9 protein-coding genes are annotated in these 16,875 nt (G+C 59.3%); 3 read left to right on the top strand and 6 right to left on the bottom strand.

The features are described 5' to 3' along the window. Nucleotides 1–569 precede the first annotated feature (569 nt). Nucleotides 570–2,882: a YgiQ family radical SAM protein gene (locus PspS49_RS02805; protein ID WP_007915855.1), complete on the bottom strand. Its 2,313-nt coding sequence runs from the start codon at nt 2,880–2,882 to the stop codon at nt 570–572. 208 nt (nt 2,883–3,090) lie between these two features. Here PspS49_RS02805 and PspS49_RS02800 point away from each other — a divergent pair, with 208 nt between their 5' ends. From PspS49_RS02800 to PspS49_RS02790, 3 genes are all read left to right on the top strand, one after another. Further along, complete coding sequence (locus tag PspS49_RS02800) at nt 3,091–5,664, top strand: hypothetical protein (protein WP_160038020.1); 2,574 nt, start codon at nt 3,091–3,093, stop codon at nt 5,662–5,664. A 103-nt stretch (nt 5,665–5,767) separates the two neighbouring features. Continuing rightward, nucleotides 5,768–8,368 (top strand): DUF6543 domain-containing protein, encoded by a 2,601-nt coding sequence (locus tag PspS49_RS02795; RefSeq protein ID WP_174245040.1) that lies wholly within the window; start codon nt 5,768–5,770, stop codon nt 8,366–8,368. 82 nt (nt 8,369–8,450) lie between these two features. Next, nucleotides 8,451–13,094: an NEL-type E3 ubiquitin ligase domain-containing protein gene (locus PspS49_RS02790; RefSeq protein ID WP_238786322.1), complete on the top strand. Its 4,644-nt coding sequence runs from the start codon at nt 8,451–8,453 to the stop codon at nt 13,092–13,094. Nucleotides 13,095–13,135: 41 nt separating this feature from the next. Here the strand turns inward: PspS49_RS02790 and dnaB are convergent, their stop codons facing one another. The 5 genes from dnaB to rpsF all read right to left on the bottom strand — a co-directional run bounded on the left by dnaB (nt 13,136) and on the right by rpsF (nt 16,728). Then, the gene (gene dnaB / locus PspS49_RS02785; RefSeq protein WP_007915846.1) at nt 13,136–14,533 is read right to left on the bottom strand and encodes a replicative DNA helicase; all 1,398 of its coding nucleotides are present in this window, start codon (nt 14,531–14,533) and stop codon (nt 13,136–13,138) included. 119 nt (nt 14,534–14,652) lie between these two features. Continuing rightward, on the bottom strand, nt 14,653–15,099 hold the full coding sequence (gene rplI, locus PspS49_RS02780) for a 50S ribosomal protein L9 (protein ID WP_003186385.1): 447 nt from the start codon (nt 15,097–15,099) through the stop codon (nt 14,653–14,655). 19 nt (nt 15,100–15,118) lie between these two features. After that, nucleotides 15,119–16,012, bottom strand: a complete 894-nt coding sequence (locus PspS49_RS02775; RefSeq protein ID WP_016983782.1) for a hypothetical protein — start codon at nt 16,010–16,012, stop codon at nt 15,119–15,121. Between the two features lie 36 nt (nt 16,013–16,048). Beyond that, on the bottom strand, nt 16,049–16,279 hold the full coding sequence (gene rpsR / locus PspS49_RS02770; protein ID WP_002551829.1) for a 30S ribosomal protein S18: 231 nt from the start codon (nt 16,277–16,279) through the stop codon (nt 16,049–16,051). 29 nt (nt 16,280–16,308) lie between these two features. Then, nucleotides 16,309–16,728, bottom strand: coding sequence for a 30S ribosomal protein S6 (gene rpsF, locus PspS49_RS02765; protein ID WP_127925619.1), 420 nt, complete (start codon nt 16,726–16,728; stop codon nt 16,309–16,311). Between the last annotated feature and the right edge of the window lie 147 nt (nt 16,729–16,875).

The raw sequence follows: 16,875 nt of genomic DNA, 5'->3' as shown, positions 1-16,875 counted from the left end.
GCGCTTTCCCGGAATGCTTAGGGCAGTACAGCACCAAAATCGGGCGATGCGGGGAAATGGTTTGGGCTCATTGCACGTAAATGTTGCGAAGAGCCCCTCACCCTAGCCCTCTCCCGGAGGGAGAGGGGACTGACCGCGTTGGATGTTGGAGATACGCCGACGTGAAAGTCCTGAGTCGAACTCGGATTTTGAGAAGCATGGAGATCTGCTCCCTTCCCCCTCGTCCGCTGGGGAAAAGGGGACTGACCGGGGTGGCTGTTGGAGATACGCCGAAGTGAAAGTCCTGAGTCGAACTCGGATTTTGAGAAGCATGGAGATCTGCTCCCTTCCCACTCATCCGCTGGGAAAGAGGGGACAGACCGCGTTGGATCTTGGAGATACGCCGACGTGAAAGTCCTGAGTCGAACTCGGATTTTGAGAAGCATGGAGATCTGCTCCCTTCCCCCTCGCCCCCCATGGGGGAGAGGGTTGGGGTGAGGGGGATGGATCTTGCGGACAACCCAATATCCAGCCCCTGCAATGCAAAACGCCAACCCGAAGGTTGGCGTTCTGTTCAGCTCAAGCGATGTTTAGCGCGGTACCACCGGCTTGCGTGTCGGCTTCGGCCCTTTGCCTTTCGCGGCGTCCTTGCGCTCTTTCGCCGCCTGCTGGTTGCGGGCAAACGCCGCGGCCTTGGCCTGTTCACGCTTGTCCCAAGGATTACCACCATCACTGGCACGTGGCGGCAAACCAGTGTGCTGAGTGAGGATCTTGGTGGTCTTCTCTTTGCCTTCCTTCGCCACTTTATGGCTGCCGGCCGGCGTCGAGTTCTTGCGACGGGCGCTCTGGTAGCTGTCGGTAGCCGGCTGGTGCGTCGGGATCAACTGATCCTTGCCCGAACCGATCAGGTCACCACGGCCCATGCGGATCAGCGCTTCACGCAGCATCGGCCAGCCCTTCGGGTCGTGATAACGCAAGAACGCCTTGTGCAGACGACGCTGCTCTTCGCTCTTGACGATAGTAACGCCATCACTCTTGTAAGTGACCTTGCGCAGCGGGTTCTTGCCCGAGTGGTACATCGCGGTGGCGGTGGCCATCGGCGACGGGTAGAACGCCTGCACCTGGTCAGCGCGGAAGCCGTTGCCCTTGAGCCACAGCGCGAGGTTCATCATGTCTTCGTCGGTGGTGCCCGGGTGGGCGGCGATGAAGTACGGAATCAGGTACTGCTCCTTGCCCGCTTCCTTGGTGTACTTCTCGAACATGCGCTTGAACTTGTCATAGCTGCCAATGCCCGGTTTCATCATCTGGTTGAGCGGACCTTCCTCGGTATGTTCCGGGGCGATCTTCAGGTAACCACCGACGTGGTGGGTCACCAGCTCTTTGACGTACTCCGGCGATTCGACCGCGAGGTCGTAACGCAGGCCGGAGGCGATCAGAATCTTCTTCACACCCGGCAACGCACGGGCGCTGCGGTACAGCTGAATCAGCGACGAATGGTCGGTATTCAGGTTCGGGCAGATGCCCGGGAACACGCAGGACGGCTTGCGGCACGCCGATTCGATTTCCGGTGTTTTGCAGGCGATGCGGTACATGTTCGCAGTCGGGCCGCCGAGGTCGGAAATGACGCCGGTGAAGCCCGGCACCTTGTCGCGGATCTCTTCGATTTCGCGAATGATCGACTCTTCGGAACGGTTCTGGATGATCCGGCCTTCGTGCTCGGTGATCGAGCAGAAGGTGCAGCCACCGAAGCAGCCACGCATGATGTTCACCGAGAAACGGATCATGTCGTAGGCCGGGATCTTCTCCTTGCCATACGCCGGATGCGGAACGCGCGCGTAAGGCATGCCGAACACGTAGTCCATTTCTTCAGTGGTCATCGGAATCGGCGGCGGGTTGAACCAGACGTCGACTTCGCCATGCTTCTGCACCAGCGCACGGGCGTTGCCCGGGTTGGTTTCCAGGTGCAGCACGCGGTTGGCGTGGGCATACAGAACGGCGTCGCCACGGACCTTTTCAACCGATGGCAGACGAATCACGGTCTTGTCGCGGGTCATGCGCGGGCTGGCCAGGATCTGTACGACCTTGGCTTCCTGCGGATCTTCAACCGGTCCCTTTTCCTGCTCGATGGCGCAGGCCTGGGTGTCCTGGGTGTTCACGTACGGGTTGATGATCTTGTCGACCTTGCCCGGACGATCGATGCGCGTGGAATCGACTTCGTACCAGTCTTTCGGCGTATCGCGACGAATGAACGCGGTGCCGCGCACGTCGGTGATGTCTTCGATCTTGTGACCGTAGGACAGACGCTGGGCGACTTCGACAATGGCGCGTTCGGCGTTGCCGTACAGCAGGATGTCGGCGCTGGCGTCGATCAGGATCGAGTTACGCACACGATCCTGCCAGTAATCGTAGTGGGCGATGCGGCGCAGGGAAGCTTCGATGCCGCCAAGGACGATCGGCACGTGCTTGTACGCTTCCTTGCAGCGCTGGCTGTAGACCAGGCTCGCGCGATCCGGACGCTTGCCGGCCATGCCGCCCGGCGTGTAGGCGTCGTCGGAACGGATTTTCTTGTCCGCGGTGTAGCGGTTGATCATCGAGTCCATGTTGCCCGCTGCAACGCCGAAGAACAGGTTCGGCTCGCCGAGCTTCATGAAGTCGTCTTTGGACTGCCAGTTCGGCTGCGCGATGATCCCGACGCGGAAGCCTTGCGACTCCAGCAGCCGGCCGATGATCGCCATGCCGAACGACGGGTGATCGACGTAGGCATCACCGGTAACAATGATGATGTCGCACGAATCCCAGCCAAGCTGATCCATCTCCTCCCTGCTCATCGGCAGGAATGGCGCTGGCCCGAAACATTCGGCCCAATATTTTGGATAGTCAAATAACGGCTTGGCTGCTTGCATGTCGACGACCGGTGTTGAAGTGAAAAATCGCGGGCGCGGAATATAGCACAAATTTTGACCAATTCCGACGGCAATGGTCGGTTTCTCTTACAACCGGCGTCGCGCATGCCCGACAACACGTAACAGGCAGAAAAATATCGTTCTAACCCAACATTCATCAGTCAGGCACCTGTGCCGGCTGATGTGACAACCCTTCAAGGATGAAGAAATGTCACCGAAATCGCCCATCAGGGGCACTACCACCGTTGATGTTCATCCACGCCCCGGCAGCCCGAGGGGCGGCCAAGTGCCGCATCCGACGATTCCCCTGTCGGCCGGCACGGTACGCGTGCCGGGCCCCCTCACGACAGGCGCCGATCTGGAAGCGATCCGGCCGGCACCGTCGATCAGGATCACCCCATCGGCCCCGGCTCCGTCCATCCGTCCGTCAGCCCGGGAACCTTCGCTTGAACAGTACCGGATCAGTGCGCCCGCGTCCCTGCCGGCGCCCGATGTGCACGGCGTCAGAACCTTCAAGGGCCGTCGTTACGTGGATGTACCGAACGGCGGCATTGTGCAGGTCGTCACGGATACGCCATCGGGTCTCTACCGGGCCCGGCTGGCGAGCGAGCTGACGCCTGCCGGGCCGCTGCTGATGCGTGACCGCGAGAGCGGGCTCTGGCATCCGCTGGAGGACGGCAAAAGCATCACCTTCCCCTTGTCCGACACGCGTCTGCAAGATTTTGCGACCGATCTGGACTTTACCGGCGTCCAGGTCGGCCGGGACCGACTGTATCGTTACGGCGGCAAACTCTACGCAGTGATCGGCGATCAGAGTTACCAGGCGCTGCATGACCTTGACGCCTCCTCGCCAGCATTGCCGGTCATGCGCATCGTTCGCCCCGAAGACCCCGTGGCTGCCGACCCTGCCAACGTTTACGTCGGCACACGCGCGGGAAGATCCGAGCCGATTGTCTTTGATGAGCAGCGCGGCTGGGTGGGGACGCTGGTGGGCGGCACTGCAGGCATGCGTCGACGAGCGAATCAGGCCGATGCCCTGCGCGCGGCTGACCTGACGTTCGAGTTACAGACGCTGGAACTGCAATTCAATCAGGCCATGACCACGGGAGAGCAGTTGCACCACCACTGGCAAGCGTTGAAGGGCAAAGAAGGTGAGCGCGCCCATTTGGAGCGCCTCGAAGAACATCATCGGCGGGAGCTGGCGCTACTGGAAAAAACCCTCGACCTGCACACCGACGAAAAGGAACGCATCGTCTCGATCCTGGGGCGTGTCGCTTACCGGGAAAAGATCATCGTGCTGCAAAAGGGGCGCATGCTGACCTACAACCAGCTGATGATCGCCAGCGATTCGCGAAAGTTGCTGGACGGGCCGATTTTCGGCGGCCCGGTTGCCGACCATGCGGCCGTGGCAGCCCATTTGTCGAACAAACTGGAGATCCTCAAAAAGCGTCAGGAAATCGCCGATGAACTCTTGCACAAGTGGCGCCTGTCCCCAGAGGACTTGCAAGGCACGGTCTACGATCCGATCGATCTGCACGAAAATGTTGCCTTCTGGATCTACGCCAAAAGCCGCCTGTTCGTCGATGCGGATGCGTCTGTCGATATCAGCAATGCCAGTGCCAGATACCTTGCGTTCTGTTTCGGTGAAGTGACCTTTGCCTTTCGTGCGCTCAAGGAAATTCCCCAGCATGCGCGTATTTCAGTGCTCAGTGACTTGCTGGATCAGACGTCGGCCGTCAAAGCCTCGTACGAAAATCTGCCACTGCCCCCCGGCCTGCAACACGCCAGCTCACGCAGTGAAATCATCGAAGCCATAGAACATTTCGAGCACACGCTGGAACAGCATCTGGATCGCTACCATCAGGAGCAGGAAACCACTCCCGCGCTGCCACCCCACGAACAACCGATCGATTTCGATTTCATCCCGGCACAGGGCCAGAGCCCGCAAGCGGCGGCACCGAGAAAAATGTTCCGCAGCAAGCACCACGGGATCTACAAGATCCGGGTCGGACGGCCACGTCGTACGGCGGCGGGTGAAGACTTGATCGATGTGATGAACCCGCATGACCCGACAGAGGTCCTGCAAACCTACGAACGCCGGGAGGGCGAATGGCGTCGGCAGATGGCCTGGCAAGAAAGAAACCTGTCGACGCTGACTGCTCAGGCGCGGCAGCACCTGGAACAATCCGAAGCGCATTTGAATAGCGCATGGCGCGATGAGAAGGCCAAACGCAACGCCAGCGGTATCGTCGAATTTCTGACTGGCCGGGCCGACGAACTGGACGATCTCGCCCGGCAAATCGAACAAGCGCCAAATCCCGCCGCCAGTGACATCTCCGCGCTGGTGCAACGCCTGCACCACGACAGTCAGCGCCTGCTCCAGGAGGGTGAAAACATTCGTGTGCGGCTCTACAAAGACCCCGACTACCTGAGCAACGACCGCGTGGCGTATCTGATCCGCCACGGGCATCTGAGCGCCACTCGCACGCAGAGCCGGATACCGCTGGGCAAGGGCAACAAAAAGGAATTTCTCGACGTCTACACGCTGAACGACAGTCAGTCCGGCACGGTGCTGTGGTACGCGCACTTCCACTACGCACAGAAGGACAGCCCTTTAGCGGACTTTCAGGCAAAGCGCGGTCACCTCAAGACTCGCCAGCAAAACAGGCTTGGTACGTCGTCCCAGCGCAGGGACGAACAGGCCGGACGCACGCACGTGAAAATCTGGCGTGAGGATATCGACAGCAGAACCGCTCAGAGAATCTTCGAACTGGCCACCTGAACCAGGAGCGCGACTGAACAAGCAAACTTGTCCGAAGGCAGGAAGCCCAACGACGCCTGTCTCTGGGCCAACACCCGGGGACAACCATTCAAGGATGATAACCATGGCTACAAAAACGCCCGTCAAAGGCACCGTTTCGGTCGACGTCCATACGCGTCCGAATCAAACACCGGAGACACCGACGCCGCACCTCGACAGCACGATCAGCGTCGGCTCAAGCCGGGGCGCAGAGCCGGCGCGGCCGGGTAAAACAGGCTCGGATAACGACCCGGACACCATCAGCCCGGCCCCGCCCATCAAGATTCAACCGGCAACGCCTCACGCTGAAAACCAGGTATCCGTGCAGCAGCCGATCGAACATTATCGAATGGCTGCGTCGGCATCGTTGCCTGCTGTCGACGCCAGCGGATTCAGAACGCACAAGGGCCGCCGCTATGTCGACATGGTCGATGGCGGCATCGTGCTGGTCGCAGTGGACGCTGACATGGGCCTGTATCGGGCCAGACTGGCCAGCGAGCGACTGCCTTCCGGTCCAATGCTGCTGCGCCACGCCGACAGCGGACTTTGGCATGCCGTCGATGATCGCCAAATTACTACCGTGCCGCTGACCGATCCCGACCTGCATGTCTTTCGCTCGGATCTGGATTTCAGCACGAGCGCACCCGACGGCGACGGCTTGTTTCGACACGATGGCAAACGCTACACGGTTATCCACGGCCATGCGTATCAGGTCATGCTCGATACGGATGCATCTACGCCAGTGCAGAAGGTATGGCGCATCGTCAACGCCAAAGACCCCGTGGCAAATGACAGCGAAAATATCTATCACGCCAGCCGTAGCGGCGAATCACGAGCCATCACGCGTGACGCGCAAAACAGCTGGGCATTTGTTGCCACTGGATTGATGGGGGGCATGCGTCGTGGGGACAGGGTTCAAGCAAACCTGGCGATTCTGTTGCAGCGCTATGCACCCTTCGCTGCAGTTCACAAGGAACTTGTCGAGTCAGCTGCCCGGTATAACAGCCTCTACAGTCAGGCACGCGCTTTGCCCACTGCCAGCTCAGCGCAGACGGCAGCCTTGATCGCCATTGAAGTCCATTTGCTCAAGCACATCAAAAAGCAGACGGACTTCGTCCAGTCACTCGTCGACAACAAGGACTGGATGGTTCATCTAAAGGCCGGCGGCGCATTCAAGGAGGAACTGCACACCTTCCGGCTCGATCGAGTGAGTTACCTGAACCGGCTCATGGCGCTGATGGATTTGCGGGTCTCGCCGATGTTCGAGACGCTGAACGCCGAAACCTGCAAAAAGATGATCACTCACCTGAACAAGAAACTGAAGCTTCTGGAGGATCGGGATGCGGTGATGGGGCAGATCAGAAAAGCGGCCCCCGGGGCGGCCCCCAGACTTGAAGAACTCAGCCAGGAAGTGCCCACGGCCGAGCGTGTCAACTTCAACAAGTTGAGTCTGTACGTACACCTGTTTGCGGGCACACCGGACCACTCGCCAAACGCGACCATGCCTTCGCTCTCCTCCATCGATCTGTTCTCCGGCGACCTGGAAAACATACCGGCAGGCACGCAACCGCTGGCGTTGATGCTGACCCTTGATCACCTGCGAGGAGACAGAGGCCGCTTTGAAGCCTGGTTGTCGGCAGACCATGTCAAAGCCGAGTACGCCAGAGAAATCCTCGCTCTGACGGACCCCATCGAGAGCAGAATCGAAACACGACTGAACGAGCTCCTGGCTACGTTTGATCGCAATGCCGAGCTCCCCAGCCGGGATCAAGACATCGACATCAACTTCCTTCCACAACAACCAGGCGACAGCGCGACAGCCCGCCCGGCAGCGCCGAGAAAAGTGTTCAGCACCCGCCGGCACGGCACTTCGAGAATCCTCGTCGGCGAGACGGAAACCGCCACGGATGGCAGCACCATCATCAAGGTCTCCAACCCGCTCAGACCAAATGGCCCGGCCGAGCGATACGAGAAAAGGCACGGTGAATGGCTGCCTGTTCGTCCGCCCATTGTCAGCACTCCGCGACCGGAACTGATCGCCGAGGCCAATCGTTTATTGGTTGATGTTGAAAAGCACAGTGCCGAAGCGCGGGCCAGAGAAGCCGCTAAAGACAATCCGACGGAAATTCTTGAAGACCTGGAAAAAGCCATCGACCCGCTCAACGAGCAGGCACGCCGCCTGCAAAACCTCGAAAGCGCGGCCGGGGATGCCGAGATCCAGAACTTGGCCGAACGCCTGCAAACGGCCGCAGACACATTGTCCGCACACGGCCAAAGCGTGCTGGTGCGGATGTACAAGAACAAGGACGTGCTGGACATTTTGCGGCTGAATTATCTGATCGATCACGCTGAGCTGAGTGCCGTCAAAACGGTTGATCGCAAACAGCTGGGCAAAGGCCGGGACAAGTCGTTTCTCGACGTCTATTCGATCCGCGATCACACCGACAATGCGCCGTTATGGGAAGCGCACTTTCACTACGACAAACACGACAGCGAGCCGCTGAATTTCACCATCAGGGGCAGCCATCTGAAAACCCTCGAACAGAGCAGGCGCGGCATCGAGTCCCAGCGCCGCGACGAACAGGCCGGCCTGCCGCATGTCGCGATCTGGCGCCAGACCTTCGATGGCAAGACCGCACGGAAGATTTTTGCTCTGGCCAGCGACGCGACAGCGGCGATCCGCTAACACCTCCAATCAGGCAATGACGCCGAATACGCCAGCAACTCCGGTCTGCGAGAGTTGCTGGCGACTACAAGGAAAGTACGAAATGCCAATCAAATTGCCTGGCAAAGGCACCCCCTCCAACGACACACACGTTCGACCCACACCCTCGCCAGACGTGCCCCCTGCGCGCGCCGATACGACAGTGCGTCCGGGCTTTGAAACCTTCAGCGAGATCGGTCCGCCGCCACGCACCTTCCGGCCGACGGACGACGCTGACCTCGATGCGATTACGCCGGTGCCCACGGTCACTGTTCACCCTTCCCCGTCACCCGCCGAAACGGCGCGCCCTGTCGATCCGCCGCTGGAGCACTACCGGGTCATGGCACCTGTTGGCTTGCCGGCGGCGAATGCCGAGGGTTTCAGGATCTACAAAGGACGCCCCTATGTCGACGTGGTCGATGTCGGGACCGTGCAAGTCGCCAAGGATGCCGACAGCGGTCTGTTCCGGGCGAGGCTGTCCAGCGAATCGAAGCCTTCCGGCCCCGCTCTGCTGCGCGATCCAGACAGTGGGCGGTGGCACAGGCTGGACGACTTCGAACCGATCACCTTTCCCCTGAGCGATACCCGTCTGGCACCGTTTCGCACACCGCTCGCTTTCAACCACTTAGACCCCGACAGCGATGGGCTCCATCGCCTCGACGGCAAACTGTATGCGTTGATCGACAACCATGCCTATCAGGTTCTACACGACCCGGACGCCTCGACCCCACTGGCCAACGTGATGCGCATCGTACGCAGCGACGACCCCGTCGCCAGCGACAGCGCCAACGTGTATGTCGCGACTCGCCCGGGCCGGTCGGAACCGATCGTTTTCGACGCCATACAAGGCTGGGTGGGGACCACCGTGGCCGGGGCCGGAGGAATGAAGCGCAGCGATAGCACAGATGCTTCTGCCGGCCCCGGAATACGGGACTGGCTGTCTAAGGCGCTCAACCGGTTACGCAGTCCGCAATCGCGCGCAAAAAAACTGTTTCCGGACCACACCGATGAAGAACTCGGCCGCTTTATCGAGTCCTTGGGAGATGATGTCACCGGCGGTTTGAGCCATCGCGAAAACGCCTACAAATCCCTCAAGATCGAACTGGATGCCTGGCTGCGGCAATCCGTCAGCGTGTCGCCCCCCAGTGTTTCGCCCAGCCACGCGCAGCAGATCGCCCAAAATCTCAAGCGCTGCTGGCGTCATCAGAGCGGCGACATTCTCTGGCTCGAAGCCGGGAACGGCCCACTGCCGGCGCTGAAAGCGGATTTCAGCCATGTTCGCCACCTGACATTGCAATCGGTCACCTGGTCAGACTCCGCCAGTACATTGCTCGGCAACTTCTCCGGTCTGGAAGGTCTGCATATCAGCGGATCAACCCTAAGTGCCGTGCCGACAGCCATTGCACAGATGCCCAACCTGCACAGCCTGGACCTGAGTACGAACCGTATCGCCCTTGATGAACGAGCAGCGGCAGAACTGAGCTCGCTGGGCAATCTCAAGCACCTCGACCTGTCAGGTAACCCATTGGGTAAACCACCTGATTTCTCCGGGATGCCAAACCTCAAGACGCTGAACCTGAGCAACGCACAATTGGATCAGTGGCCAGCAGGTCTGCTCAGCCAGACCCGGCTGACGCATCTGGACTTGCGCAACAACCGTCTGACCGCGGTCCCAGAGGCGAACCTCAATCCGCCAGCCGATCAGTTCGAAGCGCTCGCCCGAATCAACATCGTCACACTGTTAGAGAGCAATCCGTTCCCGCCCGGCTACTGGACAAAACTTGAAGGGTTTTGGCAACGCGTGGCAACCGATCAACCGGAGCTGGGCAACAACGCCGCCGCCGATGCATTCAGACTCCCCAGCGACATGCCCGAGACAGCCAGCGCGCAGCGGGTCTACCCCAATAAAGACCCAAAGCAGTTGCGCGCGTTTCTCCTCGCTCTGGATGAAGACGGCAAAGCGCAACTGGCACGACGAGTCGCAGCGCTGGACTTGCTGGAGGCTCAGCTTGACAGCTACGTCAACGGCAGCAAGGCCGACTCGTCAGGCGCAGACACACCGGCCAGAATCCAGGCGCGCCGTGTCGCGGATATCACCAGAGCCTGTTGGCTGGATTCAACGCACACGCTGAGGCTGTCGTTGAACAAAGCGCCACTGCCGCCGCTCAATGCCGACTTCAGTCATGTCAAATCGCTGTTTATCAACACCGCTGCCTGGTCGGGCGACGCCGACATTTTCCTGTCCGCTTTCCCCAATCTGGAACGCTTGGTGATCAATCATTGCGGGCTTGAAGCTCTGCCCGCCCCCATCTCTGCCATGCATAACCTGGTCAACCTGGATCTGGTCAATAATCGTCTGCAATTGACGAAGGACAGCGCGGCGATATTCAGTACCCTGAGCCAGCTCGAGGCGATCAACCTGGGCAACAATCCGGCCCTCGGTTCGACGCCGGATTTCAGCGGTATGTCCAGGCTGAGGCAGGTGCTGCTCAATAACACAGGCATCGAGCAGTGGCCGAGCGGATTGCAGGACAAGCCCGATCTGATCATTGTGGATCTAAGCAACAATCGCTTGAAGGAAGTACCGTCGACCTTCCTTGATCCACCCGCGGAGCAACTGTTGGCGATCGCCCGGGTCAACGCCGCGACCCAACTCGATGGCAACCGCTTTGCAGCCGGTTACGGGAAGAAGTTCGATGACTTTTGGCGGCGCGTCAGCACAGTCGCTCCCGAGCTGCTGACTCACACCAACTTCGATAGCGACAACTCCGTTGCGCAGCGTTACCAACGGCTGTTTCCAGGCAAGAACATGAAGCAGTGCAGGGAATACCTGTGGAGCCTCGACGCGGACACCGTAGTTATCAAGGTGCGCAGTCTCGAACGAGAATTCAAAGTACTGAAACGCCAGCTCGACGATTGGGTTTTTTCCGGAGGGGGCAATCTGGGCGGGTATATTCGCGCCGACCAGCTGGCGCTCAATGCGCAGACCCGGGCAGATCGGGTCACGGCCAGCAACAAGATCATCAGTTGCTGGAGAAGAGAGGGGCCGCAAGCTCACGCCCATGACGGTACTCCCATCGGCCTGGAACTCGATCTCAGCAATCTGCGGCTGCCAAGCCTGCCGGACATAGACGTCGACTTCACTCACGTCGGCTCACTCAAACTCGTCAATATGCACCTGAGCACGTCTCCGGAGGGTTTCCTGACGCGCTTTCGCCACATACGCTGGCTGGATCTGGGACTAAATCAACTGCGCGAACTCCCCCCGGCCATTGGCGAAATGCATGGCCTGACGCGACTGTCTCTGGAAAGAAATCACATCACCCTCACCGCCGACACTGCCCGCGTTCTAGCAAGCCGCACCACCTTGCGAGCCTTGGAGCTGCAGGGAAACCGGCAACTGGGCATCGTCCCGGATATGAGCCAGATCGTCGACCTGCGGTCTGTCAGTCTGGCCCACACAGGGATCGACACCTTTCCCTCTGGCCTCATCCATCAGCCGCGGCTGGATACCATCGAACTGAACAGCAACCGCATCACGGAAATTCCCGACGCTGTCATCGCGCCGCCGAATGATCAATTGGCCAACACGGTGCGCATCAACAACATCACCGACATTTCGAACAATCCACTGTCGGACGCGACAGACGCCCGCCTGCTTCAATACCAAAATCGCCTGAGAGCAGCCGGAACACCGCTGACAGGCGCAAGGAACATCATCAGTACAGCCATCGTACGTCCTGCGCCCTTGCGCTGGATCAGGAATGATCCGATGAAGCGCTGGACAGCGGGATTCTCCGACAATCAAGTGGCTGATCGCAGGCGTCAATGGCAAACCCTGCGCGACCAACCGCGCTCGGACGGTTTGTTCAACACGCTGGAACGCCTGCTGGACACCTCCACCGGTCACCACGAACTTCAGGGACGAGTCTGGAGACTGATCGACAGCATCACCGAAAACACGCCGCAGTCCGAACGCTTGCGCAACGACGTGTTCGATCGCGCAGGCGAAGCGGCCTGCTGTGATCGGGCGGCGTTTACCTTTACCAACCTCGAAGTCATATCAATGATGCACAACGCTGTAGCCCGAGCCAGCGACAAGACTCAGGGGCCTGAACTGTTCAAGCTGTCCAGGGCCTTGTTCCGCTTGCACGAGGTCGACAAAGTCGCCTCGGCGGACATCGCGCAACGCGAAGCAGCAATTGCCGCGGCCAGAACGTCCCATGAGGCCGCGCACCTGCCACCGCCACATGTGCCGGAAGAAATCGAAATCAGGCTGTTCTATCGCCACGGCCTGAAAGACCGCCTGCAGTTGCCTGGGCAACCGGAAAAAATGGGGTTCTCGCATCTCGCCGGCGTCTCCAAAACGCAATTGGAAAACGCTTATCAAACGGTCATTGCGCGGGATAATTCAGTCGAGGAGTTTCAGGCATTGGTGTCGAGGGAGTTCTGGCAAAAATACCTGACCCATAAATATCAGGAAACCTTCGAAACTCAGCGTCAGCCGTTTCAGGACCGGCAGGCGGCTCTCGACGCGTCATTTGAGGCAAAAGAATTGTCGTTCGCCGATTACGACGCCCAATCGAAAGCGATGCAGGCTGAGTGGATGATTGAAGAGGCGGCCCTGATCGACAAACTGAGCCGCGAGGAACTGGCGCAATACACGGCCAGCGGCAGTGATGAAAACGCCGCTGGCACCCGTTCGTAACTGAATGAGGTGAGTGCTGGCCGACGGGATTCGGCCAGCCTTTACTCGTCGTCGTCGAAGTTGTAGCTGCCCGGTGCGAGGTTTTCGAAGCGGGTGTACTTGCCGATAAACGCCAGGCGGATAAAACCGATCGGGCCGTTACGCTGCTTGCCGATGATGATTTCGGCGATGCCCTTGTGCTCGGTTTCGGGGTGATACACCTCGTCGCGATACACGAACATGATCACGTCGGCGTCCTGCTCGATCGCTCCGGATTCCCGCAAGTCGGAGTTCACTGGACGCTTGTTCGGACGTTGTTCCAGGGAGCGGTTGAGCTGCGACAGCGCCACCACCGGGCAGTTGAATTCCTTGGCCAGCGCTTTCAGGGATCGCGAGATCTCGGAAATTTCGTTGGTACGGTTGTCACCGCTGGAACCGGGGATCTGCATCAGTTGCAGGTAGTCGATCATGATCAGGCCGACGTCGCCGTGTTCACGCACCAGACGCCGGGTCCGCGCACGCATTTCCGACGGGCTGATACCGGCAGTGTCATCGATGAACAGCTTGCGATCGTTGAGCAGGTTGACTGCCGAGGTCAGGCGCGGCCAGTCATCGTCTTCGAGTTGACCGGAACGCACTTTGGTCTGGTCGATGCGGCCCAGCGAGGAGAGCATACGCATGATCAGCGATTCACCTGGCATCTCGAGGGAGTACACCAGAACCGCCTTCTCGCTGCGCAACACGGCGTTTTCCACCAGGTTCATCGCGAAGGTGGTTTTACCCATCGACGGACGGCCGGCGACGATGATCAAGTCGGACGGCTGCAGGCCGCTGGTCTTCTCGTCGAGGTCGGTGTAGCCGGTGGACAGGCCAGTGATGGCGTTGTCAGTGTTGAACAAGGTGTCGATGCGGTCGATGGCCTTGGTCAGCAAATCGTTCACACCTACCGGGCCACCGGTTTTAGGCCGGGCCTCGGCAATCTGGAAGATCTGCCGTTCGGCTTCATCAAGAATCTCGGCGGCAGTACGACCTTCAGGATTGAAGGCGCTGTCAGCGATCTCGGTACTGATGCCGATCAACTGGCGCAAGGTCGCTCGTTCGCGAACGATCTGCGCATAGGCCTTGATGTTGGCGACGGACGGCGTGTTTTTTGCCAGCTCGCCGAGGTAACCGAGGCCACCCACTTGCGAAGTCTGACCTTCCTTGTCCAGTTGCTCGGACAGGGTCACGACGTCGATTGGCATGTTCTGATCGGCCAGCTTGGCGATCGCACGGAAGATCAGACGGTGGTCATGTCGATAGAAATCGCCGTCGGAGACTTGATCGAGCACGCGTTCCCAGGCGTTGTTGTCCAGCATCAGACCACCGAGTACAGCCTGTTCGGCTTCGATGGAATGCGGCGGCACCTTCAGGGCAGCGGTTTGCAGATCGTATTGCTCGGGAGCGGAGATATCGTTCATGGCCACTTGTGTTGTTTGGAAAAACGGGGAGTTCAGAAAGACAAAGGGCACGACCTGTAAACAGGATCGTGCCCGATGTTAACCGTCTGACGGACAAGCCGCCAGCCGATCAGTGTTGCTTAAGCTGCTACCACGACAACGCGTACGGTGGCTTCAACTTCGGCGTGCAGGTGCACAGCCACGTCGAATTCACCCACGTTGCGGATGGTGCCGTTCGGCAGACGAACTTCGCTTTTCGCAACTTCAACGCCGGAGGCGGTCAGTGCGTCAGCGATGTCGTGAGTACCGATCGAACCGAACAGCTTGCCTTCGTCGCCAGCGGTGGCAGTGATGGTCACTTCCAGCTCGGCCAGTTGGGCAGCACGGCTTTCAGCCGATGCTTTACGGTCTGCGGCAGCTTTTTCCAGCTCGGCACGACGCTCTTCGAACGCAGCCAGGTTGGCAGCGGTCGCAGCGGTAGCCTTGCCGAAAGGCAGCAGGTAGTTACGGCCGTAACCGGCCTTAACGTTTACTTTGTCGCCCAGGTTGCCCAGGTTGGCGATTTTTTCCAGAAGGATCAGTTGCATGTGGAAATCCTCTTAACTTTTAACCTTCACCGTTCGCGTTATCAGTGTCTTTCGACACGTGACGACCGCGAAAATCAATCAGGCTGTCGACAATGGCCAGGACCACGAGCAACGGATAGATCAGCTGCATGAACAACAGCAGCGTGACGTACAACCCCACCAGCCAGAAACCGGCCAGTCGCTTCTGCCCGACCAGCCCGTGAATCAGGGCAAGTCCGGCGAACACCAGCGGTACACTGCACAACGGCGTCAACATGGCCATCTGTGCACCGAGATTCGGGCCCAGAAGCATCAACGCCAGCAGTAACATCGCCGGCCCCAGCGGGATCCGGATGGCGCGAAACTCGCGACCAAAACCACCCGGGTTGTACAACAACGCCTGCCAATGCCGCCCGACAATCAGGCTCAGCACGCTGACGATTTGCAACAAAGCCGCAATCAGTCCGGTCAGGACCGGTGCAATCAGGGACGCGAAACGCGCTTGCTCATCGACCGACAATTGCTTGTAAGTCTCACCAAGAAGCGCCGGCATGACCTTTATCAAGGCCTGCGCGAGCATCTCGATCTGGGCCGCAAACGCGGCCCCGAGCACCACTGAAAACACCACTCCAATCACTACGCTGACCAGCAGCGTGCGAACCCAGGACTCACTTGCGCGCAAAACCAACGCAAGTCCCGAAGACCCCAGCAGCACCAGAAGTGCCCGTGGGTCATCGGCATACAGCCACCAGATCAATGCCGGCAGCAGCCCCAGAGACAGAACACCCAGGGCGTCCGTCAGTCCGCGCCGCAGCAGCACAAGGCTCCCCGCGGCAGCGCCCAACCAATACAACAACGGCAATGTTGCACATCCGGCCACCACGAGAGTGGCCTGCATACGGCCTCGCATGATGAACTCAGCTAAGGCACGCATGCATTCAATCCTTTGCTACTTGTCGACTGCCCGGTCTCAGCGGCCGTGGCTGTCGGTGTAGGCCAGCAGGGCCAGGAAGCGGGCGCGCTTGATAGCGGTGGCCAGCTGACGCTGATAACGAGCTTTGGTACCGGTGATGCGGCTTGGAACGATTTTGCCGGTCTCGGATACGTAGGCTTTCAGAGTGTTGAGATCTTTGTAATCGATCTCTTTCACGTCTTCAGCGGTGAAACGGCAGAATTTACGACGACGGAAGAAACGTGCCATTTGATAGGCTCCTTAATAAGGTCCGTGGATTACTCGTCAGCGTTATCGCTGTCGTTCTCTTCGCCTTCAGCGCTTTCAACGCCTTCGTGCTCAGGACGATCGCGACGCTCACGGCGCTCACTGCGGTTTTCTTCAGCCTTGAGCATCTCGGACTGGCCAGTTACGGCTTCGTCGCGACGGATGACCAGGTTACGGATCACTGCATCGTTGTAGCGGAAGTTGTCTTCCAGCTCGGCCAGGGCCTTGCCAGTGCACTCAACGTTCAGCATCACGTAGTGAGCCTTGTGAACATTGTTGATTGCGTAGGCCAGTTGACGACGGCCCCAATCTTCCAGACGGTGGATTTTGCCGCCGTCTTCTTCGATCAGCTTGGTGTAACGCTCAACCATGCCGCCGACTTGCTCGCTCTGATCCGGGTGGACCAGAAAGATGATTTCGTAATGACGCATGAATGCTCCTTACGGGTTGTAGCCTGCCGCTCAAAAACGGTCAGACAAGGAGTGAATGACACTTATGGACTTGCTGGCGCGGGGCACATGCGTGCCTGCCGTCACAGCAAGGGGCGCAATTGTAGAGAAGGGACAGAAGAGGTGCAA

Source organism: Pseudomonas sp. S49 (assembly GCF_009866785.1).
In the GTDB taxonomy this organism is placed as follows: domain Bacteria; phylum Pseudomonadota; class Gammaproteobacteria; order Pseudomonadales; family Pseudomonadaceae; genus Aquipseudomonas.
This window is presented reverse-complemented; position numbering and strand designations above follow the sequence as displayed.

Coding starts and splice junctions, on each gene's coding strand:
- PspS49_RS02790 (WP_238786322.1), top strand. CDS start 8,451: ATGCCAATCAAATTGCCTGGCAAAGGCACCCCCTCCAACGACACACAC.
- rpsF (WP_127925619.1), bottom strand. CDS start 16,728: ATGCGTCATTACGAAATCATCTTTCTGGTCCACCCGGATCAGAGCGAG.
- PspS49_RS02795 (WP_174245040.1), top strand. CDS start 5,768: ATGGCTACAAAAACGCCCGTCAAAGGCACCGTTTCGGTCGACGTCCAT.
- PspS49_RS02805 (WP_007915855.1), bottom strand. CDS start 2,882: ATGCAAGCAGCCAAGCCGTTATTTGACTATCCAAAATATTGGGCCGAA.
- PspS49_RS02800 (WP_160038020.1), top strand. CDS start 3,091: ATGTCACCGAAATCGCCCATCAGGGGCACTACCACCGTTGATGTTCAT.
- dnaB (WP_007915846.1), bottom strand. CDS start 14,533: ATGAACGATATCTCCGCTCCCGAGCAATACGATCTGCAAACCGCTGCC.
- PspS49_RS02775 (WP_016983782.1), bottom strand. CDS start 16,012: ATGCGTGCCTTAGCTGAGTTCATCATGCGAGGCCGTATGCAGGCCACT.
- rplI (WP_003186385.1), bottom strand. CDS start 15,099: ATGCAACTGATCCTTCTGGAAAAAATCGCCAACCTGGGCAACCTGGGC.
- rpsR (WP_002551829.1), bottom strand. CDS start 16,279: ATGGCACGTTTCTTCCGTCGTCGTAAATTCTGCCGTTTCACCGCTGAA.